Below are 21,966 nucleotides of genomic sequence, written 5' to 3' on the forward strand. Positions count from 1 at the left end.
AAAAGAACACAAAGGCATTTTAAAGTAATCAATATACAATTTAAATTATTTTATGAGCAAACATAAACATATTGAATTATCGCGATTTCCTTTATTCAATTATAATAAAAAATGTAACACACTCTTATCAAGCCATTACGTAAAAGGCTTAATCTTCAGCTTATTTTTCAAATAAAAAGGAGGAGTAATTAAAATGAAGGCTCAATCATTAGCAGCTTTTGAAATTCAAGTTCATCCAGAGCACAGTAGAATGCGCCACATTAAAATGAATGAGGCGTTAGTCAATGATTTTTTTGAAGCAGTAAGTCATATTGATGTGGAGAAAATTGAATACGTTCCATTTATGAGGTTTTATCTTGCAGATCAATTCAGAAAACAAATGGGAGAAGAGTTCCAAAGACAAATTCGTGATATATTGCACGATAGAGATACTGGAGGTTTTACCATCGGCGTACAAAATCAAACGGATGACCTTGATAATTATATAAAATTTGCGACAGCTCTTTCGCATTTAATTGGTGTGCCTAATTTTGATGGAATGTCCAAAAAGTATTACGCTCGATTCTCTGTAGAGCATGAGTTTGACAGTGATACGTATCTTCGGAAGGCATACAGATTATTTTACCTGCATACCGATGGTACCTTTGTAAATGAGCAGACAGATTGGGTTCTGATGATGAAATTAGAAGAAAGAAATGCCGTAGGGGGAGAATCTCTTTTGCTTCACTTAGATGACTGGGAAGACCTGAATCAGTTTCTCAACCATCCGTTGGCAACTCAGGAATATGAATTTTCTCAAAAAGGAAGAGCAAGTAAGAATGTGGAGGAAGACGTGTATAATACGACATTCTTCATGAAAAACAATAAACCGTGTATTCGATTTAATGATCAATGTAGTGTGCCCAAAACAATTGAGCAAGCCATTTATCACCAAAAAATATCTGAATCTTTGGAAAAGACAGATAATAAAGTTGCTTTGAAATTGCCAGTTGGAGATTTAATTTTAATAAATAATAACTTCTGGTTACATGGTAGAGATGCATTTAAAGAGGATGTTAATTTGTATCGAGAGTTAATGAGGCAAAGAGGGTACTTTGCAAGTATTTAAGTTTCAATCTTGAAAGATGAATAAACAATCTTAAGGAGGCTATTAAATGACCATTCAGATTAAAGGGAAATTCAACGCAATTCCTCACCCTGTTCACCATCGATTAAAACATATTGAAATTGACGACAATGCACTTACTCAATTTTTAGAGAATATAAAGCATTTTAATGTTGAAAGAATTGAATATGTACCATTTATGAGATTTGCACTTGCTGTAGAGTTACGTAAAGTTTTGGGTGAGTCATTCCAAGAGATGCTAAAAGAAATTCTCCATGATCGAGAAACAGGGGGATTTACAATAGGTGTTAATAATCTAACGACAAATACTGACGATTATATTAAATTTTCTACAGCATTAACACATTTAATAGGGATACCAAATCATGATGCAATGTCGAATAAATTTTATGCGATTTTTACAGTGAAGCATACGTTTGAAAGTGATACGTATTTAAGAAAGGCATATAGGATCTTAGAACTCCATACCGATGGTACTTTCGTTGAAGAAAATACAGATTGGGTATTAATGATGAAAATGTCGGAAAAAGGGGCAGTTGGGGGAGAATCTCGGCTACTTCATTTAGATGATTGGGATGACTTAGGGAAGTTTTCAACACATCCACTTGCTGCGCATAAGTTTAAGTTTTCTTATGCAGACCGAGGTAGTAAAAATATTAAAGATGAAGTTCATAGCCCATCTTTCTTTTACGATCAAAATAAGGTTTGTATAAAATACAATCACCAATGTACACATCCACAAACCATTTCAGAAGCTCTCTATTTAAAAGACATTCAAGATTCAATGGAAAATAGTTCTGGGACCGTTTCGGTTGGTTTACCAGTTGGGCAGCTTGTGATTATTAACAATAAATTTTGGTTGCATGGTAGAGAACCCTTTGTGGAAAACCCAAATTTAGAACGAAGGTTAATGAGGCAACGAGGGAGGTTCATAGGCTAATGTTCTTACCGGGTCCCTCAATGCCAATTGAACGGATCTAGAAATGAAAGCAATAAAACACCTCTCGTCGAAAGTTGCAATAGCAGCGAAAGATTTAATGTAGAGGTGTTTTTACTTTACTGATGTCACCTGTTTATCGTTTATATTTTTTGAAAATAAACATTATTACAAATAAATTAAATTATAAAAATAGTTGAATTTATCTGATAATGTGGTATTGTTTAATTATTGGTCACCTGGTGACCAGTCATCTGGTGACCAATCACCAGATGACTATAAGATTATTAGGAGAGAATAGAATGTACGAATTAAAAAAAATAAAAAAGAAGAGAATTTATGAAGAAGTTATTGTTGAGATTAATAACTTAATTAAGCGTGGGGTTTTGAAAATTGGGGATAAGCTCCCTTCAGAAGCTGAGCTTTCAAAGTCTCTGTCTGTCAGTAAGGCTACCGTTCGGGAGGCGATGAGTGTTCTTAAATCTAATGGGTTAATTGAGGTTAAACCGGGAATCGGTACTTTTCTTACAGAAGCGGAAGGAAGTAATGCGATTACTCCAGTAGTTTCTATGCTACTGTTAAATGAATTTCCTTTAATAGAAGTTTTTGAACTTCGTCGTGCTTTAGAAGTCGAGGCGGTTTCATTATCTGTTGAAAGAGCTGTCGAGGATGATATTAAAAGGCTGATAAAAACTAATCAAGCAATGTCAGACGCAATCTCAAGAGGCGAAACAGCGCTTGCAGAAGATTTTGAGTTTCATCGGTTAATTTTTGAATCAACACACAATAGTGTTTTCATTAAAGTTTTTAACTCGATATCGACTCTTATCAAGGAGGGACTTGCGGCAAGTAAGCAAAGAAACAAAAAAAATCCAATGAGGAACGTAGAAGGGTTGGAGGAGCATTGGAATATTATCAATGCAATAGAAAAACGCGATGCTATTGGGGCACGAAGAGCAATGAGGATCCATCTTTATAATAACGAAACAAGAACTTGGGAAGTAAAAAATAGTCCAACTTTAGATAGGGATTAATTAGGGTTAAATTGATTTTAAAAAGGAGAGGTGAATATATGTCAAATGTTGGATTTAGAATTAAAAGAGACTTTGAACGTGTGAGTGAAGATGTTCTTAAAGGTTTTAAGGGGATTGCATCTCCAAATATAGGAGATGTGATGGGGCGTTTTAGGGCGATGGACCATACGATTAAATCGGTGAACAACCCAGGTATGCACATTGTTGGTAGCGCTTTCACTGTACGGACACATCCATCTGATAATTTATTAGTACATAAAGCGATGGACCTTGCCAAGCCAGGCGATATTATCGTCATTGATGCTTGTGGCGATATGGGTAATGCAATTTTAGGCGAGCTAATGTGCCATTATGCGAAAGTTAAGGAGATCGGAGGCTTTATTGTCGATGGACCGATTCGAGATTTGAGAGCGATTGCAGAACTCGGTTATCCGGTATTTGCAAAGGGAGCTACCCCTCGCGGTCCTTATAAAGAAGGGCCTGGTGAAATTAATACTACCATTAGCTGTGGAAATGTACCAGTAAACGCTGGAGATATTATTATCGGAGATGATGACGGGATTGTTGTCGTAGCAAAAGAAGACGCAATACAAGTGTTAGATCAGGCAAAAAAAGTCCAAGAAAAGGAAGAAGAGATTATTCAATCAATATATAAAGGGAAATGGGATCGAAGTTGGATTGATCGGGCTTTGGAACAAAAAGGATGTGAATATATTGTATGATTCAAAAACGGTACTAATGAAAAAAGATTCGTTAGAAGATTTAATTAGTAAGCTTTTCCTTGCTGCAGGTCTTGATGATTGGCAAAGTAATACGATCTCTCAGCATCTGGTACTTGCGAGCTTAAGGGGGGTTGATTCTCATGGCATCATTAGAGTTCCTATTTATTTAAAAAGAATAGAAGAAGGGTTAACCAATAAACAATTAGAGGTATCAATTGAAAGAGAAACCCCTTCTACAGCTTTAATAGATGCCAAGAATAGTTCAGGAATAGCAATTGCGACAAAAGGAATGCAACTGGCTGTGCAAAAGGCAAAAAAATATGGAATTGCTTTAGTTGGAATTAAGAATTCCAATCATTGTGGGATGTTAGCAGCCTATACACAGTATGCAGCTCGTCAAGATTGTATTGCGCTAGCAACTACAAATGCTCCGCCCAATATGGCTCCTTGGGGTGGGAGAGAAAGGTTTTTTGGTACAAATCCATTGTCGTATGGAATTCCTACCGGGAGTGAAACTTCTATCGTTTTTGATATGGCCACTAGTGTAGTTGCTAGAGGGAAAATTATAAGTGCACATAAAAACAATCAAAAGATCCCTATTGGATGGGCACTTTCAAAAGAGGGAAAAGAAACAACGGATCCACAGGAAGCATTGGAGGGACTATGCTTACCCGTTGGTGGACCAAAGGGCTATGGAATTGCCTTATTGGTAGATGTTATTTCTGGTTTATTTACTGGTGCTTCGTATGGTCCTCATATTGGTGATTTATATAAGGACTTTGAAAATAAGCAAAATGTGGGTCACTTTTTCTTTGTAACCCGTGCAGATTTATTTCAATCCTTACAAGAATTTAAAAGAAGCATGGATAAAATGGTTAAAGAAATTAAACAGATTCCACTAGCTGAAGGAGTTGAGCGGATTTATTTACCTGGAGAAATTGAGAATAAAACAATGAAGGATCGTAAAATAAAGGGAATTCCGGTGTCACCGGAAATTAGGAACGATTTCATTGAATTAGCGATTAAATATCAAATCCCTACTGATTTAATTACACCGTTACAAATGAGAGAAAACCGTTAAAGAGGAGGATTTTTTTGTGAAAAAATTATGCTCATTTTCTTTAGTGTTAATCGTATCAATGGTGATCCTTTCAGCATGTGGGGGGGATTCACAATCTTCAGGAGGAGAAGTTGAGAATGATGGAAATCAAGGCACGACAGTAAGTGAAAGTGATTTTCCGAAAAAACCTATCACTTTAATTGTTTCGTTTTCAGCTGGTGGGGGGACGGATTTGGGCGCACGGTTGTTAGCCTCTTATATTGAAGAAGATTTAGGGGTGCCAGTTTCCGTTGTTAATAAACCCGGTGGTGGAGGGTGGGTTGGTTGGACCGATTTAGTAAACGCCAACCCAGATGGTTATACCATAGGTTATCTTAATACACCAAATTTGATTACTGGTTATATGAATCCAGAGTTAGGAAGAAATGAAGATCTTGATAGCTTTACAACGATTGGGAACCACATGACAGATCCTGGCGTTATCGCGATAAGAAGAGATGATGACCGTTTTTCGACTTTAGACGAACTAATCGAGTACGCTAAGGAACATGAATTAACTACAACTTCAACAGGCGTGGCAAGTGATGATCATACTGCAGCCTTGAAGGTAAACCAAGCACAAGGGACTCAATTTAAAGCTGTTCACGCAAATGGTTTTGGTGAAAATAAAGCGAATGTCCTTGGGGGGCATGTTGATGTGTTCTTTGCAAATGTAGGAGAACTTGTAAGTGATCATGAAAATGGAGAAGTAGAAATTTTAGCTGTTCTAAGTGAAGAGCGATCTCCTTATTTACCAGATGTACCAACTTTTGAAGAAGAGGGTTATGGGAAAGTTTATTCTTGGTCAGCTAGAGGAATTGGTGCTCCAGCTGGTCTTGAGCCAGAGGTTTTAGAGATTTTAGAAAGTGCATTTGAAAGAGCGATTACAAATCCTGAGCAAATTGAGCAGATGGATGCAATGTGGTTAAAAAATGATTACAGAAACAGTGTGGATTATAGGGAAATGTTAGACAAAGAGGCAGAAGAGTTAGAAGGGTTATTGGATCTATTGGATTGGTAAATGATGAAGGTCGGAGTGAGAACCCGACCTCCATTCCAAAAAAGGAGGGTTATAATGAGGAAATGGGCTAATCAAGAAATATGTATAGGGGTTATTATATTTATTTTTTCAATAGTTTTATTTTCTTTATCACTTGGTGTTAGAGGAGAAGCAGCCGTTTTTCCTCTTGGCTTGTCTATACTGTTGGCCTTTTTATCTTGTTCTATTGTGATAAGAGGAATAAGAATAAGAAGAAAAGGTGAAGAAGTGGCAACCCTGCAAGAAGTTGAAGAGGATGTTTTGAGTTGGAGAATATTGGAGTCTCCGCTTACTGTAGCTCTATTTACACTTATTTATATTCTACTAATAACATTTATCGGTTTTTTTCCTGCAACCGTTTTATTTTTCATTGCCTACTTATTGTATATGGGAATTAAAGGGGTGGTTAAATACGTACTAATTATCTCGATTTTTTCTACCTTTATTTACTTCGTATTTATTGTGCAATTAAGAGTCTTCCTTCCTTCGGGAATTTTATTTGATTGAAAAGTGTAAAGGACTGGATTAATTCACTTAAATCAGTATGAGGGAGGATATAAAGATGAGTGCGGAAATATTAATAGAGGTATTAGGTAACATGTTCCTGTGGGAAACAGTTGTCGCCATTATAATTGGTGTAATCGGAGGAATGCTTGTCGGATCTTTGCCAGGTTTAAGTGCAACAATGGCTATTGCTTTGCTCATTCCTTTAACATTTGGGATGGCACCGATAACTGGCTTAGTGCTGTTAGTGTCTGTCTATACTGCTGGAGTTTATGGGGGCTCTATAGCGGCTATTTTACTTCAAACTCCTGGCACCCCTTCATCAGCAGCAACAGCTATTGATGGATATCAATTGACACTACAAGGAAAAGGAGCAAAAGCAATTGGGATTGCGACGATCTCGTCGGTGACTGGTGGAGTCGTTGGGGGGATTGCTCTTTTATTTTTAGCCCCACCACTTGCTTCCTTTTCATTAAGATTCAGTGCTCCCGAATACTTTCTAATTGCTATTTTCGGGTTAACTATTGTAGGGGGATTAGCTGGTAAATCGATGGGGAAAGGAATTGCGGCTGCAGGGTTTGGGTTAGTAATCGGCTGTATCGGGGTTGATATGCTAACTGGTTACCCTCGATTTACATTTGGTCAAGCATCTTTAGAGGCTGGAATTTCACTAATCCCCGCGATGATTGGGTTATTCTCTATTTCACAAGTGATGATGCTAGCTGAAGAGCGCAGGAAGAAAAAGGTAAAGACAACAGTTGCAAAAATATCAGGTGAGGTGCTCCCAACAAGGAAAGAATTTAAAAGTATTTTGAAGACATTAATGCGCTCTTCTGGTATTGGGGTGCTGGTTGGAATTTTGCCGGGAGCTGGGGGGGATATTGGCTCTTGGATTGGTTATAATGATGCGAAACGATCATCGAAAAATAAGGAGAAATTTGGTAAAGGAGCTTTAGAAGGAGTGGCAGGACCTGAATCTGCTAACAACGCAGTTGTGGGAGGAGCACTTATCCCAACGTTAACTTTAGGAATTCCTGGAAGTGCTGCAACTGCTATTCTACTAGGTGGTTTATATATGCAAGGCTTTATCCCGGGTCATGAACTATTTACTGTTCATGCGGTTACCACATATTCCATGATATTTGGGTTTATTATTGCTACTATTACAGTGGGAATTATTGGGTTATTAGCAGCTAAATACTTTGCAAAAGTCGCGAAAGTTTCAAATGGAATTTTAGCTCCTATTATTGTTGCCTTATCTGTGATAGGTTCTTATGCGATTAATAACAATATTTTTGACATTTGGGTTATGCTGGCTTTTGGAATCATTGGTTATTTGATGAGAAAGACAGGGTTTCACCCAGCGCCTGTCGTTTTAGGGATGATTTTAGGACCTATAGCTGAACAAGGGTTAAGGCAGTCATTTATGATGACTTCAGAATCAATTTTAACTTATTATTTATCACGTCCGATTTCAGTGGCGCTCATCATCCTTACTATTGCAACTTTATTTGGCCCAACAGTTGTTAAGTGGGTCAAAATCAAAAGAAATAAAAAGGTAAAAGCAGCATAATTTTTATTTTTTTTTATTGCTCAGGAAGTTCGAAGGATTGAAAGGTGAATGAATTGATGGAAAAGCGGGTTCGAATAAATGATATAAAAAGAAGTCTAAAAGAAACCTTTTTTAAAAGCTATTTAATTTTCTTTATGTGTCTTTTGTATATTGTTCAGTTTTTCCTTCCATCTCCCAATTTACAAATATTTCTCTCAGTTGTTTGTTTAATTGTATTTTTTAGTAGTTTGTCAAAGGCACAATTCATTCCACGTATTTTCAGCTTTGGCATGTTAATAACGGGTTTAAGTCTTTATGTAGGAAAGGGCCATTCTTTTGAAATGATTTCAGACGGGGTACTAGCAAACTTACCGTTACTGGCCCTCTTTGTTCTTGTTCCTCTCATTTCTATCCCCATGAAAATTGAAGGCTATCTTGATTCCGTCATATATTTCATGCGTAGAATTATGAATAAACCAACAAAAATATATGGGGGCCTTACTCTACTATTATTTTTTTTAGGTCCAGTGTTAAATCTAGGTGCCATCAAATTATTGCATGGAATGATAAAAGACTTAAAGATTCATCCAGCCATCCTGGTGAAGTCTTATTTAGCTGGCTTTTCCCCTGTGATATTGTGGTCACCTTATATTGCTTCCGTTGCTCTGGTTCTTTTGTATTTAAATATTCCTATATCAGAATATATCCCCGTTGGAATCACTTTAGCCTTTGTCCAATTTATTGTGGGGAATGTTCTCTTCTGGCTTTGGATCAAACGAAATAAGCTCGTGAGTGAACAGGTAGTTTTACATCCTAGTGAAGAAGAAACGGATAAAAATAAAAAGAAGATTTTAAGTTTATTTATTACATTGCTCTTGTTAATGGGGATTGTTTTTTTTATGGAATCCGTAACTCATTGGCCCATGATGTTTTTAGTTTGTCTTCTTTCTATAGGTTATCCGTTAATATGGTTAATATTTAATGATAGATTCAAAGAATTAAAAAAACATTTGAAAGATTACCAAATTCAGACTTCTACATCACTAAATAATGAAGTCGTTTTATTCTTGAGCGCGGGTTTATTTGGGAGAGCGCTATCTGGTACGTCATTTGCAGCTGGGATACAATTATTTTTTGTTAGCATTTCAAGTGTTTCATTTATTTTATTTTGTTTAACTATAATGGGCACAATCGTCGCGTTAACATTTTTAGGCGTACACCAAATTGTTGTCGTCACCGTTTTATTAACACAGGTTGACCCGAGTTTAATAGGTATTACTCCAATTGGATTCGCTCTGCTTTTAATGACGTCTTGGTCAATAGCTTCTATTATTAGTCCGATTAACCCACTAAACATCATTGTAAGTAATGCGGTAAATGAGTCATCGATTTCGGTTGGCTTAAAGCTAAATGGGGTGTATGTCATCTCAATGGCGATTATTGGGCTAGCCTTTGTAAATATCGTTCATTGAATGATTCTTTTAGAATAAAAGCGTTTCGTTGTATGAGTTAAATTATCTACCTTCCGAAAATCAAAATAAGGAGTACTCCAATCATCAATGACAACCTATTTTTAATTTACCAAAGCATGTAGAGGGTTTGTTTTATAAGAGCGAAGCAACGAGGAGATGTTGTATTATTTGCTTGTATTAGAATGATTCATTTATGGAAAATTCTGAAATTATATTGACAGGATAGTAAGATATTGTTAAGATAATATTAATTTAACAAGAGTCCTGAGATGTTCGTGAAGACTGACTGTTTTGAGCCAACACTTTTTGTACGGGAGCCACCGTTGATTACTGGATTACATGCCTTGCTTCAAGGACGTAAAAAGGTAAGCACATGGCACCCACCTGCCGATGCAGGTTCAAAGCAAAAGGATCAAACGGCATTTTCGGGATTCTTGTCCTACATAAGAATCGTGTGGAAGCTGCCTAAAGGGGCGTTTTATCCCTTGTGAGGCAGCTTCTTTTTGGGTATATCTGCTGTCGCATCAGACCGTAGACAAAACGGCTTTGAGAGATGATTTTCCGGAGGTGGCCCTGTCGGTGTCAGTGCCATCTCACCAGTTTTCTTCAGATTCATGCCAGCAAAAACAAGCATCGCCTGCATTGAATTTCTTCCGGGCCGCTTCAGTTTCGTCCAACGCCCGCCTGCGGAAAGCGTGCCCTCTATCCCGGTAGCGAGGGGTCGAAGAGCCGAACCTTGACTACGAGAAGCGCCAGTAGATATACCAGCTGGCGTTTGTTCGGTTGCCAAATACCAATGCAGCCTTGCGCTTCCGCATTTTGCTGTGGTATAGTCATTTTCGATAAACGTTGGCTAGTGAGATGGAAGGAGTAATGACATGCTACATCAGTTTTCTCGTAATGAATTGGCAATCGGTCATGACGGACTGAATGTGTTGAAAGGAAGCACAGTTGCCGTACTTGGTATTGGAGGGGTCGGGTCTTTCTCGGCGGAAGCTTTAGCCCGCTCAGGCGTAGGCCGTCTCGTTCTTGTCGATAAGGATGACGTTGATATCACGAATGTGAACAGACAAATACACGCGTTGCTCTCAACAGTCGGACGGCCGAAGGTTGAGTTAATGGAGGAGCGTATTAAGGATATCAATCCGGATTGCGAAGTTATTGCTTTAAAGATGTTTTACACGGAGGAAACGTATCAGCAGTTTTTTGACTATGGCCTTGATTATGTAATCGATGCGAGCGATACGATTTCCTATAAGATTCATTTAATGAAACAATGCCTCGAGCGTAATATTCCGATTATTTCCAGTATGGGCGCGGCGAATAAAATGGATCCGACCCGGCTGCGGATTGCCGACATTTCGAAAACGAGCTATGACCCGATTGCGAAGGTTATTCGGACGAAGCTGCGGAAAGACGGGATTCGTAAAGGAATTGAGGTTGTCTTTTCTGACGAACAGCCGATCAAAATCAGAGAGGACATTCGTAAGGAGATTGTGCCGGAAGCGGCTGAACAAGGTCCGATCCGCAAAGCGAAGATGCCGCCTTCCTCTAACGCGTTCGTACCTTCTGTTGCCGGTTTGATTATGGCTGGTCATGTGATTACCCGCCTTCTTGACGGGATTGAGATTAACCGCTAAAGCAAAAAAAACAGCAGGTTCGTACTGCGCCGCAGCCCGTTCGGGATGGCGCAGACGTTACTTGCTGCTCTAAAAATTTATTTTGCCACTCTTTCCAGATTACCGTTCTTATCCATTTTGAACGTAGAAGCCGGTAATCCTTCTTCTTCCTCAAGCAGGGCCATTCTTCTTGCCCGGTTCATAATTTGAATAAGAGATTGATAATCCTCTTCAATAATACTACTATCCTGCTTCATTTTCTGAAGCTCTTTTTCCAGCTCTTGATTCCGTTCCTTCAGCTCCTCATTTTCCTGCTGCAAACGTTCATTTTTTTTCTGCAGCGCTGCCGTTTCCTGATTTGTGTGGGTCAGCGTCTGTAAATAATCAATCACCTTTTCAAGCGACATCTCGCTATCTAGTGAACCAGCCGGACGTGATTGGGGTGCAGGGTTCCACATCGTCCGGACAGGTGGATAATACGAAAAGGAAGCAGCCCGTTTCCGCTCTTTTCTTTCTTTTTTCGCTTCGGCAATCTCTTTTATATAGCGATTTCGTACGACCGCGTTCCAGCGGAATCCGCAGGCGGCCGACGTCCGGTTTAATTCATCTCCAACTTCGTCAAAGGCGCGCAATTGTGTGCTTCCTTCCTTAATATGAGTCAAAACGGTTTCAGCAAGCAAAACATCATCTTCATGCGACCAGGCATCTTGTCTAACTTTCATTCTTTTCATCTCCTTTTTTTAGCGCTAAATACGTCTTGCTACAAATCATTTCCAGAAATCCTTTGTTTTATACAAGGATGATAGAGCCCGGCTTTACGCTTTGTTTTCACAATCGTACAGAAGCCGGTTCTTTGGGGTGGCTTGGTGCAAAATGAAGACCTTGAATGTCCTATGGCACAACTCCAGATGTTTGCCGTTGACGCACACTAGTATTCTCAAAAAGCGCCAAGAGCAGATTAAGCGCATACATACAGTTCTGGCGCCGCTTTTCTATCATTCTTTCAGGGAGGAAATTTGGCGATTGATGACGAAACTATTAGATGACGGAATGAAATGGAGGAAAAAAGATGGTACTTAACAGCTTTGATTTGACGAATAAAGTGGCAATTGTGACCGGCAGCGGTTCAGGAATTGGCAAGACAATCGCGCTTGGGCTGGCGGAAAGCGGCGCCAGCATCGTTGTGACGGAATTGCCGGGCAAGGAAGAGGTCGCCCGGGAGACCGCGGCTGAAATTGAAAAGCTTGGGCAGCAAGTGCTCGTGACGACGCTTGATGTGACAAAGGTTGAGACAATTCGCCAGATGGTCAGTGAGGTAAAGGCTCATTTTGGACGGATTGATATTCTTGTCAACAATGCCGGCATTATTATCCGCAAGCCTTCGCTCGAAGTCACGGAAGAGGATTGGGATAAAGTCCACGATGTGAATTTAAAAGGGACTTTCTTTACGAGTCAGGAAGTCGCCAAGGTGATGAAGGAGAATGGGGGCGGCAAGATCGTCAACATCGCTTCGATTAATGGAGTCGTCGGGTTTTATGAACGGGCGGCTTATTGCTCAAGTAAGGCGGGGATCGTCAACTTGACGAGAGTGCTGGCGATCGATTGGGCGGAGTACGGCATAAACGTTAATGCTGTCGGCCCGAATTATTTGTTGACGCCGTTGACGGAAAAGCTGTTTGCCAATGATGAATTTCGTGAGGATGTGTTATACCGGACGCCAATTAAGCGAATTGGCACCCCGGAAGATGTCGTCGGAGCAGTGGTCTACCTTGCCAGCCCCGCCGCTAATTTTGTCACAGGCCACACCGTCATGGTCGACGGCGGCTGGACCGCCTGGTAGAGCTTCGACGAGTGCAGCCATGGTAACAGGCGTCAGCCCTTAAGCGGCGTGCAGCAAACGAAGCCGCCGTTCTCATAGAATAAAGGTGTGCCGCAGAAGATTTGTTTTCATTTTCTGCGGCACACCTTTATTTGTTTGGGAAGTCAACGTTAGCGCTTTTGCAGTCGTTCGTAAACCTCGGCCAGCGTCTGTTCGAATTTGCTCGTCTGCTTCGGTTCATAATAACGGGCCTGCTTTAATGCAGACGGCAAGTATTGCTGGTCGACCCAGCCATGCTCATAGTCATGCGGATACTTGTAGGACTGACCGCGGCCAAGCTGCTTTGCCCCTTGGTAATGAGCATCCTGCAAATGCTTTGGCACGTCGCCGATTCTTCCTTTGCGAATATCGGCAAGCGCGGCGTCAATAGCCACATAGGCAGAGTTTGATTTAGGTGACAGGCAAAGCTCGACCACAGCGTTGGCAAGCGGGATGCGGGCTTCGGGTAAGCCAAGCCGTTCAGCCGCTTCAATCGCGGCGAGCGTGCGGGCACCGGCCTGAGGGCTGGCGAGTCCAACGTCCTCATAAGCAATGACAAGCAGCCTACGGCCGATGCTAATCAAGTCGCCGGCTTCCAGCAGCCGTGCTAAGTAATGGAGAGCGGCATTGACGTCGCTTCCTCTGATCGACTTTTGAAAAGCAGAAAGCACATCATAATGGGCGTCTCCATCTTTATCATGCTGAAAGCTCTTTTTTTGAATGCTTGCTTCAGCGGTTTTAAGCGTTATTTGCTTGGTTCCGTCGGCAGCAGGATATGTGGAAAGAACGGCAAGCTCAAGAGCGTTTAAAGCAGAACGGACGTCACCCCCGCATGCTTCAGCGAGATGACGGATCGCCTCCTCGGAAATCGACACCTTTTCTTTTCCGAGACCGCGCTCCTCGTCCTTTAACGCCCGTCGAAGGGCAAGCTCAATATCGTCGACCTTCAGGCGCTCAAGCTCAAAAATTTGACAGCGGCTGCGAATCGCTGGATTAATCGAATGGAACGGATTGGCGGTTGTCGCCCCGATCAGAATGAGCAGCCCTTTCTCAAGATGAGGCAGGAGAAAGTCTTGCTTCGCTTTATCTAAGCGATGAACCTCATCTAATATTAAAATGAGCTGACCGTGCATCTTTGCTTCGGCGACGGCGATTTCCATATCCTTTTTATTATTAACAACAGCATTGAGCATTTTCGCTGGTGTACCGGTTGAACCGGAAATCGCATGAGCGATTGACGTTTTCCCGATTCCCGGGGGGCCGTATAAAATCATCGAAGAGAGGCGGTCCGCGTCGACCATCCGTTTCAGGAGCTGTCCCTCCCCGATCAAATGCTTTTGACCGATAAGATCTTCAATTTTTTGAGGACGCATTCTGTAGGCGAGCGGTTGTCGCTTCATGCAAATTCCTCCTTCTGTTTACGGATTTGTACTAACCACAAGTGTAATCGAACCATTGGGAAAAGCCAACTATTCAGATTCATTTTCCGTTCAACTGTAAACGTTGTGTTTTTTCGTGCTATAATAGCAAAGACTTAGATGAACAGTAAGAGGAAAGAGTCCCGGGATCAAGAGAGTCCGTTCGGGGACTTCAGTAAGGCAGAATGCGGCTTCTTTGCTTTGGGATTGGTGCCCGTGGTAGGATATACTTTGCGCCAATGCCACAACTTAGTTGACTTTATCATAGAAAGAGGGACAAAACATGAAAATTTCAACGAAGGGACGTTACGGTCTCACCATTATGATGGCATTAGCAAAAAAATCAGGTGAAGGACCTGTCTCATTAAAATCGATCGCCAAGGAATATGATCTTTCCGAACATTATTTGGAGCAATTAATCGCGCCATTGCGCAATGCGATGCTTGTAAAAAGTGTCCGTGGTGCTTACGGAGGGTACATGCTGGCGAAAGATGCGAAAGAGATTACTGCCGGGGATATTATCCGCGTGCTTGAAGGGCCGATCAGCCCGGTTGAGGTATTGGATGATGAGGAACCGGCGAAGCGCAACCTCTGGATCAAAATCCGCGACGCCGTTAAAGACGTACTTGATCACACAACCCTCCACGACCTCGCAACCTACGAAGACGACGGCGAACAAGAATACTATATGTTTTATATATAAGGAGCTGTCGCAGACAGCTCCGAAGCAGCGAGCAGAGTCTGCGCAAAGATTGTAAAGCAAGAAGGGAATGCTTTCTCCCTTCTTGCGTGCGCAGAACGAAGCCGCTGCAATTTAAAAAAGCTGTCGCAGACAGCTTTGGAAAAAGTGAGAACAATAAAGAAGGTGAATAAAGGTGGAAATGGTGTATGTGGACCATGCCGCTACGTCTCCGCTTCATCCTGAAGTGCTTGATGCGATGCTGCCGTATTTGCAAACGAATTATGGAAATCCGTCAAGCATTCATCAGCGTGGCAGACAGGCGAGACAGGGGCTTGATCAGGCCCGGGCTCAAATAGCCGCCGCTCTTGCTGTTAAGGAGCAGACGCTCGTGTTTACAAGTGGAGGAACGGAAGCCGATAACATGGCTATTATTGGCTATGCGCTTGAGCATGCCGAAAAAGGCAAGCATATCATTACTTCACAGATTGAGCATCATGCCGTCCTGCATGCATGTAAAGAGCTGGAAGCACGCGGCTTTGACGTGACGTACGTCAAGGTTGATGAATACGGACAGGTGAACCCGAAGGACATCGAAGCAGCACTGCGTGATGACACCATCCTCGTAACGATCATGTATGGCAATAATGAAGTCGGTACAGTCCAGCCAATCACGGAAATTGGTGAATTGCTCAAGGAGCATCAGGCTGTTTTTCATACGGATGCGGTACAAGCCTGTGGTGCGCTCGAAGTAAAGATCGCGGAGCTTCCCGTCGATATGCTCTCCATTTCGGCTCATAAGCTGAATGGGCCAAAAGGAATCGGGCTGCTTTATATAAAGAATGGACTTACGTTACGTCCACTGCTCTATGGCGGGGAACAGGAACGGAAACGGCGGGCCGGTACGGAAAATGTCGCCTCGATCGTCGGCTTTGCCAAGGCATTGCAGCTTTCCAATGCTTCTATTAATGAGCGGCGTGACAAGTATCAGCGTTTTACCCATACGCTGCTTGATACGTGGACGGAAAAACAGGTTGATTTTTATGTAAATGGCCATCAGACGGAGCGGCTGCCGCATATTGTTAATGTCAGCTTCCGTGGCGTTAATCTTGAATCGTTATTGATGAATTTGGATATGGCCGGTATTTTCGCCTCAAGCGGCTCGGCATGTACAGCAGGTTCGGTAGAGCCGTCCCATGTTCTTGTCGCGATGTTCGGTGAGAGTAGCGAGAGATCGCAGGCAGCGGTTCGCTTCAGCTTCGGCTTTGACAATACGGAAGACCAAATCAAGTATGTCGCTGAGGAGACTGCTAAAATTGTAAACCGATTAAAGCAGCAGCAGGAGTTTATCAGCTAGAAATAAAGGTGGTGAAACAAAATGAAAAAAAGACCGGAGGATACGCGGGTTGTTGTCGGGATGTCGGGCGGCGTCGATTCCTCTGTAACCGCGCTTCTATTAAAGGAGCAAGGCTATGATGTCATTGGCATTTTTATGAAAAACTGGGATGATACTGATGAGAGCGGATTTTGTACGGCGACGGAAGATTACGAGGATGTGATCCGCGTCTGCAATCAAATCGGCATTCCCTATTATGCCGTTAATTTTGAAAAACAATATTGGGATAAAGTGTTCACTTATTTTCTCGACGAATATAAAGCGGGAAGAACTCCGAACCCCGATGTAATGTGTAACAAAGAAATTAAGTTCAAGGCTTTTATGAATCATGCGATGAGTCTTGGCGCGGACTATGTCGCAACCGGACATTATGCCCGCGTTGAGGAGCAAAATGGGGAATTCCACCTGCTGCGCGGTGTCGATGATAACAAAGATCAAACATATTTTCTGAACGCTCTTTCGCAAAAGCAGCTTTCTAAAACAATGTTTCCGATCGGTAATATGCCGAAAAGCGAGGTCCGGCAAAAAGCGCTTGACGCAGAGCTGGCGACGGCGACGAAAAAAGACAGTACCGGCATCTGCTTTATCGGGGAACGCAACTTCAAGGAATTTCTAAGTGAGTTCCTGCCAGCCCAGCGCGGGGAAATGCAAACTGTTGACGGCGAGGTAAAAGGTCATCATGACGGATTGATGTATTACACACTCGGTCAGCGGCAAGGGCTTGGCATCGGCGGATCAGGGGAACCGTGGTTTGTCATCGGCAAGGATCTTGAGCGGAATGTACTCCTTGTCGGCCAAGGCTTCCATCATGAAGGACTTTACTCTGAAGGCCTTGAAGCGATTGGCATGAACTGGATTTCCAAGGAATCGGTACAGGAGGAAATCGTTTGTACGGCTAAATTCCGCTATCGCCAGCCGGACCAACAGGTGACGGTTTATCCGCGGGCGGATGGTACGGCGAAGGTTTATTTCCATGAGCGACAACGGGCGATCACACCTGGTCAGGCTGTCGTCCTCTATGATGGAGAGGTTTGCCTCGGCGGGGGAACAATTGATCAAGTAATAAAAAAGTGGTAAGTGACAGAAGAGAAGGAAACAGCGGGTGAAGCTGCCTGGCGGTTTTTCTTCGGAAATGATTTGAGGCAGGGCATCAGCTTCGCGCGTTGCGCGGATGTCTGAAAGTGCCCTGTTTTCAATTACCCACAAAGCGATTGCAACGGCTCCGCGCGCGCTTCAATGAAAAGGCGCCTGTGGCGTTTTTCTTAATCGTTAGGAGGAGGTTGAAAGATGAGCTTGAATGAACAAGGAATTGCCTATATGAATGAGGGCAAATATGAGGAAGCGGCGAAGATGTTTAATGATGCTATTGAAGAAAAACCGACCGACCCGACCGGCTTTATTAACTTCGGCAATTTGCTTGGCGTTGTCGGAGAGTATGAACGGGCGTTAACGTTTTTTGATAAAGCGATTGGTCTTGATGAAACGGCGGCGACCGCTTATTATGGCGCCGGAACGATTTATTACAAGCAGGATCAGTTTGAAGAAGCGGCAAAAATGTTTAAGCAGGCGCTCGTCGCCAAGCTTGATGAAAGTGATGTTCACTTCATGCTGGGAATGAGCTATTATCAGCTTGGAGCGCTGCCGCACGCGCTCGCTTCGTTCAAGAGAACGGTCGAGCTTGCTCCACATGATGTCGAAGGACGCTTTCAGTACGGGCTTTGTCTGGCGCAGCTTGAATATATTGATGAAGCGATTGTCGAGCTTGAGCAGGTCGTGGAGCTGGATGATCAGCACGCCGATGCTTATTTCAATCTTGGGGTGGCTTACGCCTATCATGAACGGACGACGGACGCGCTTAAGGCTTTTACACGGGCGCTTGATATTCAGCCGGATCATGCACTTGCCGCCAATGGGAAGAAGACGATTGAAAAGGCTCTGGAGTTAGGGTGAGCGCTCGTGACGGAGGAACATGGCCAAGTTGAGAAGGGCTACATAAAAGGAACCGTTTCCCACATTGTCTTTCATAATGAAGAAAATCATTATACAGTCGCCTACATTCAAATTCAGGCTACGAATGAGGAGATAAAGGAAAAGAAAGTAACCGTGGTCGGCATTTTGCCAAAGCTGGAAGTGGAGGAGACATTTCTGTTTTTCGGTTCGCTGGCCGAGCATCCGAAATTCGGTCTTCAATATCAGGTCGATCAATTCCGGCGCGATTTGCCGCAAACGAAGCACGGCATTATTCAGTACTTATCGAGCAGCCGCTTTCCAGGTGTCGGTGAAAAAACAGCGCAGATGATTGTCGAGACACTCGGTGAGCGGGCGATTACAAAAATTGTCGAGGATCGCTCGTCTCTCAATCAAATCCCGAAGCTTTCAAAAGAAAAAGCCGATGCTTTGTACAGTCAGCTGATTGATCAGCAAGGTGTGGAGCAGGTATTGATGACACTTTCTGAGCATGGCTTTGGCGTGGAGCTGTCGATGAAGGTTTATCAGGCGTACGGCTTGCAGGCCCTCGATATTATTCGGACCAATCCCTATCAATTGATCACCGATGTCGAAGGAATCGGCTTTCGCCGCGCGGATCAGCTTGGCGCGGCAATCGGTTTAACGGGCAATCATCCCGAGCGGATTCGCGCCGGCTGTTTGTTTTTGCTTCAGGAGCTTTGCTTGCAGGAAGGGCATGTTTTTTTGAATAAGGAGACACTATGTGAAGAGGCGAGCCGGCTTCTTTCTTCGTATGACTGCCGGATTTCGGCTGAAGAGATTGACGAACAGCTGCTCGTGATGGATGAAGAAGGACATGTTGTTGAAGAGGAGGGACGGCTTTATTTAAAGTCGCTCTATTTTGCTGAAAAAGGGATTGTGACCAGCGTACGCAAGCTCTTAAGCGAGGACAGCAAGGATGAATTTCCGGAGGCGGAGTTTTTGAAGGCGCTCGGTCAGCTTGAAGAGGAAATGAAGATTGAATATGCCCCGTCGCAAAAAACAGCGATTCAAACCGCCCTCTCCTCTCCTTTTATGATTTTGACCGGTGGACCGGGGACAGGAAAGACAACGGTCATAAAAGGGATTGTTGAGCTGTACGGTCGCCTGCACGGCCTGTCGCTTGAGCCAAGCGCGTATACGAAGGGCAACCCGTTTCCGATTTTACTTGTCGCACCAACGGGAAGGGCGGCGAAACGGATGAGCGAAGCAACTGAGCTGCCCGCGACGACGATTCACCGTCTGCTTGGCTGGAAGGGCGGTCAAGGCTTTGAAAAAGGCGATGACGAGCCGCTTGAAGGGGAGCTGCTGATCGTCGATGAAAGCTCAATGGTCGATATTTGGTTAATGAATCAATTATTAAAGGCCGTCCCGAAAGGAATGCAGGTCATTCTGGTCGGCGACCAGGATCAGCTGCCATCCGTCGGGCCGGGTCAGGTGCTGCGTGATTTTCTTGATTCCGGAATGATTCCAACCGTGCCATTAACCGATATTTACCGCCAGGCCGAAGGTTCTTCGATCATCGAGCTTGCCCATGAAATGAAAAAGGGTAAGATGCCGCCCAATCTCCCTGAACCACAACCGGATCGCCGTTTCTTCCCATGCCGCGGCGATCAGGTCCAGCATGTCGTCGCTCAAATTTGTGGCAATGCGCTGAAAAAGGGCTATACGCCGAAGGACATCCAGGTGCTCGCCCCGATGTATAAAGGACCGGCCGGCATCTTGGCGTTAAATGTCATGCTGCAGGAGCTGTTTAACCCAGCGACGGAACAAAGGCGCGAGCTTCGCTTTGGCGAGGTCGTCTATCGCACCGGCGACATTGTCCTCCAGCTCGTCAATAACCCGGATGAAAATGTCTATAACGGTGACAGAGGAGAGATCGTCGCGGTTTTTTATGCGAAGGAAAATGCGGAACGCCAGGATCAGCTTGTCATTTCCTTTGATGGAACAGAGGTCGTGTATCCGAAAAAAGATCTTAACCAGATTACGCATGCGTACTGCTGCTCAATTCATAAGTCGCAAGGAAGTGAATTTCCGATTGTCGTCATGCCTGTCGTCCGCAGCTATTCGCGGATGCTGCGACGCAACCTGCTATATACCGGGATTACGCGGGCGAAGCAGTTTTTATTGCTGTGCGGGGAACTGCGGACGATGTATGCGGCGATTACGGAAAAGGATGAGTTGCTGCGCCATTCAATGCTGAAGGAAAAGCTCCAGCAGCTCCCGACACAGAGTAAGCTTACAGAATGATGCGCGGCAGGACGTTACAGGCCCGATGGAAAGGCTTTGCTTTCCATCGGGTTTTTTGTAACGGCTCCGCACGACGCTTTAATAGTGGTTACAAACAGGAGCAGTGGCTCCACTCGCCAATTCAAGGAAGAGCGTCGGCTTCGCGCGTTACGCGGCTGGCAAAAAGCCAGCCTTCAAAAGAATGTAACGGCTCCGCACGACGCTTTAAAGAAAACTGCGTATCGGTTTTCTTATGGAAATTAATCACACTTATAGCTAGTTTGTGTTTGCGGTACACTACGAATGTTCGGAAAGGTGGCGAGAGCTTTGCGAACATTTGCGGCGATTGAGGGACTGCCCGTTCTCTCATTGGCAACGGGAGAAGAGTGTGGACATGTCGTTGATTTGCTGTATGATAATGGCGCGGTAGCCGGACTTGTCATTGATGTAAAGGGCTGGTTCAAACGCCATATGATGCTGCCGCTTGAAGTGGTGGACAGCTTTGGCGAGGATGGAGTTATGGTAGCCGACAGTGATGTCCTGCGGCCATTTCACAAGTCCAAAGCAGCGGTGCTGAAATCGGGTCGCAACCGACTTCAGGGGACGCCGCTGCTCACGAGAGAGGGCGAGAAGCTCGGACTGGTAGAAGATGTATATTTTCATGAGGAAATGGGGACAATCATAGGGTACGAAGTGACGGAAGGATTGGTCGCTGACATCCTCGAAGGCAGAAAGGTTGTCAAAAGCGAGGCGAAGCTGACGATTGGAGGAGGGCGCGCAATCCTGACGGAATAGAAGGGAGCCCTATGATGCGTTGTCCAAATTGCCAAAGCAAGGATATTGGAAAAATCGGCACAAATCAGTATTATTGCTGGAACTGCTTTGTTGAAATGAGCATTTCTCAAGGAAAGCTGTCTCTTCATCAGGTTGAGGAGGATGGCTCCTTAAGTTCACTCGATGATTTGTTTGAAGAGCAGGATCTTCAGCTTGATGGAACGTAAGTAAGATCATCTAGGTGGTGACAAGATGAGAAGAGCGATGACTTCGTTAGTCGCATTCGGAATCGGAGCAGCCGCATATTCACTGAGTGATCGGAAAACGAAGAAAAAATTCGATTCACTTATTGCGCCATTAACGGATAAAAAAACGTGGAAGCAACTACAGAAAACAACAATGAACATCATCAAAGCATAAATAAGAGGGTGTGTTAAAAGGATATGAAAGCCTTTTGACACACCCTCAAAGGCTATGAGGGCAGCTTTGCCAAACAGATTGCGTCATAACGGCAGATTTTCG

21 protein-coding genes and 1 other RNA gene are annotated in these 21,966 nt (G+C 43.5%); 20 read left to right on the forward strand and 2 right to left on the reverse strand.

What is annotated here, in order from left to right; translation table 11 throughout:
- The first annotated feature begins 193 nt into the window (after positions 1-193).
- The 11 genes from glaH (M3212_RS16075) (at position 194) to M3212_RS16125 (ending at position 11,125) form a co-directional block, all read left to right on the forward strand.
- Complete coding sequence (gene glaH / locus M3212_RS16075) at positions 194-1,108, forward strand: glutarate dioxygenase GlaH (RefSeq protein WP_251194997.1); 915 nt, start codon at positions 194-196, stop codon at positions 1,106-1,108.
- A gap of 46 nt (positions 1,109-1,154) precedes the next feature.
- Complete coding sequence (gene glaH / locus M3212_RS16080; protein WP_251194998.1) at positions 1,155-2,066, forward strand: glutarate dioxygenase GlaH; 912 nt, start codon at positions 1,155-1,157, stop codon at positions 2,064-2,066.
- A 299-nt stretch (positions 2,067-2,365) separates the two neighbouring features.
- Positions 2,366-3,097 carry a FadR/GntR family transcriptional regulator gene (locus tag M3212_RS16085; RefSeq protein WP_251194999.1) on the forward strand — a complete coding sequence of 244 codons (732 nt, stop codon included), beginning with the start codon at positions 2,366-2,368 and terminating at the stop codon, positions 3,095-3,097.
- A 38-nt stretch (positions 3,098-3,135) separates the two neighbouring features.
- The gene (locus M3212_RS16090) at positions 3,136-3,819 is read left to right on the forward strand and encodes an RraA family protein (RefSeq protein ID WP_251195000.1); all 684 of its coding nucleotides are present in this window, start codon (positions 3,136-3,138) and stop codon (positions 3,817-3,819) included.
- Positions 3,812-4,900 (forward strand): Ldh family oxidoreductase, encoded by a 1,089-nt coding sequence (locus M3212_RS16095; protein ID WP_251195001.1) that lies wholly within the window; start codon positions 3,812-3,814, stop codon positions 4,898-4,900. The genes M3212_RS16090 and M3212_RS16095 overlap by 8 nt, the downstream gene beginning before the upstream one ends.
- A gap of 16 nt (positions 4,901-4,916) precedes the next feature.
- Positions 4,917-5,939, forward strand: coding sequence for a tripartite tricarboxylate transporter substrate binding protein (locus tag M3212_RS16100; protein ID WP_251195002.1), 1,023 nt, complete (start codon positions 4,917-4,919; stop codon positions 5,937-5,939).
- A gap of 54 nt (positions 5,940-5,993) precedes the next feature.
- Positions 5,994-6,464: a tripartite tricarboxylate transporter TctB family protein gene (locus M3212_RS16105; RefSeq protein WP_251195003.1), complete on the forward strand. Its 471-nt coding sequence runs from the start codon at positions 5,994-5,996 to the stop codon at positions 6,462-6,464.
- Between the two features lie 55 nt (positions 6,465-6,519).
- Positions 6,520-8,034: a tripartite tricarboxylate transporter permease gene (locus M3212_RS16110; RefSeq protein ID WP_251195004.1), complete on the forward strand. Its 1,515-nt coding sequence runs from the start codon at positions 6,520-6,522 to the stop codon at positions 8,032-8,034.
- 56 nt (positions 8,035-8,090) lie between these two features.
- Positions 8,091-9,485 carry a hypothetical protein gene (locus M3212_RS16115; protein ID WP_251195005.1) on the forward strand — a complete coding sequence of 465 codons (1,395 nt, stop codon included), beginning with the start codon at positions 8,091-8,093 and terminating at the stop codon, positions 9,483-9,485.
- Between the two features lie 258 nt (positions 9,486-9,743).
- Positions 9,744-9,921: non-coding RNA, 6S RNA (gene ssrS / locus M3212_RS16120), on the forward strand.
- A gap of 442 nt (positions 9,922-10,363) precedes the next feature.
- Complete coding sequence (locus M3212_RS16125) at positions 10,364-11,125, forward strand: tRNA threonylcarbamoyladenosine dehydratase (RefSeq protein WP_251195006.1); 762 nt, start codon at positions 10,364-10,366, stop codon at positions 11,123-11,125.
- 77 nt (positions 11,126-11,202) lie between these two features.
- Here M3212_RS16125 and M3212_RS16130 read toward each other — a convergent pair whose 3' ends face one another.
- Positions 11,203-11,826 (reverse strand): RsfA family transcriptional regulator, encoded by a 624-nt coding sequence (locus tag M3212_RS16130; RefSeq protein WP_251195007.1) that lies wholly within the window; start codon positions 11,824-11,826, stop codon positions 11,203-11,205.
- 347 nt (positions 11,827-12,173) lie between these two features.
- On the opposite strand from M3212_RS16130, the gene M3212_RS16135 reads away from it, so the two are divergent.
- Positions 12,174-12,944: an SDR family NAD(P)-dependent oxidoreductase gene (locus M3212_RS16135; RefSeq protein ID WP_251195008.1), complete on the forward strand. Its 771-nt coding sequence runs from the start codon at positions 12,174-12,176 to the stop codon at positions 12,942-12,944.
- 149 nt (positions 12,945-13,093) lie between these two features.
- Here M3212_RS16135 and M3212_RS16140 read toward each other — a convergent pair whose 3' ends face one another.
- Positions 13,094-14,362 carry a replication-associated recombination protein A gene (locus tag M3212_RS16140; RefSeq protein WP_251195009.1) on the reverse strand — a complete coding sequence of 423 codons (1,269 nt, stop codon included), beginning with the start codon at positions 14,360-14,362 and terminating at the stop codon, positions 13,094-13,096.
- A 301-nt stretch (positions 14,363-14,663) separates the two neighbouring features.
- Here M3212_RS16140 and cymR point away from each other — a divergent pair, with 301 nt between their 5' ends.
- The 8 genes from cymR to M3212_RS16180 all read left to right on the forward strand — a co-directional run bounded on the left by cymR (position 14,664) and on the right by M3212_RS16180 (position 21,864).
- Entirely contained in the window at positions 14,664-15,083 is a 420-nt protein-coding gene (cymR, locus tag M3212_RS16145; RefSeq protein ID WP_251195010.1) for a cysteine metabolism transcriptional regulator CymR, read from the forward strand.
- 172 nt (positions 15,084-15,255) lie between these two features.
- Positions 15,256-16,416, forward strand: a complete 1,161-nt coding sequence (locus M3212_RS16150; protein ID WP_251195011.1) for a cysteine desulfurase family protein — start codon at positions 15,256-15,258, stop codon at positions 16,414-16,416.
- A 21-nt stretch (positions 16,417-16,437) separates the two neighbouring features.
- Complete coding sequence (mnmA, locus tag M3212_RS16155) at positions 16,438-17,532, forward strand: tRNA 2-thiouridine(34) synthase MnmA (RefSeq protein WP_251195012.1); 1,095 nt, start codon at positions 16,438-16,440, stop codon at positions 17,530-17,532.
- A gap of 210 nt (positions 17,533-17,742) precedes the next feature.
- On the forward strand, positions 17,743-18,405 hold the full coding sequence (locus M3212_RS16160) for a tetratricopeptide repeat protein (RefSeq protein ID WP_251195013.1): 663 nt from the start codon (positions 17,743-17,745) through the stop codon (positions 18,403-18,405).
- Positions 18,406-18,411: 6 nt separating this feature from the next.
- Positions 18,412-20,691 (forward strand): SF1B family DNA helicase RecD2, encoded by a 2,280-nt coding sequence (gene recD2, locus M3212_RS16165; RefSeq protein ID WP_251195014.1) that lies wholly within the window; start codon positions 18,412-18,414, stop codon positions 20,689-20,691.
- 306 nt (positions 20,692-20,997) lie between these two features.
- Entirely contained in the window at positions 20,998-21,465 is a 468-nt protein-coding gene (locus tag M3212_RS16170) for a PRC-barrel domain-containing protein (protein WP_251195015.1), read from the forward strand.
- 11 nt (positions 21,466-21,476) lie between these two features.
- Positions 21,477-21,671 carry a hypothetical protein gene (locus M3212_RS16175; RefSeq protein WP_251195016.1) on the forward strand — a complete coding sequence of 65 codons (195 nt, stop codon included), beginning with the start codon at positions 21,477-21,479 and terminating at the stop codon, positions 21,669-21,671.
- 25 nt (positions 21,672-21,696) lie between these two features.
- Complete coding sequence (locus tag M3212_RS16180) at positions 21,697-21,864, forward strand: DUF3918 family protein (protein ID WP_251195017.1); 168 nt, start codon at positions 21,697-21,699, stop codon at positions 21,862-21,864.
- The last annotated feature ends 102 nt before the right edge of the window (positions 21,865-21,966 follow it).

This window comes from Halalkalibacter oceani, assembly GCF_023715705.1.
GTDB lineage: Bacteria > Bacillota > Bacilli > Bacillales > Bacillaceae_D > Halalkalibacter > Halalkalibacter oceani_A.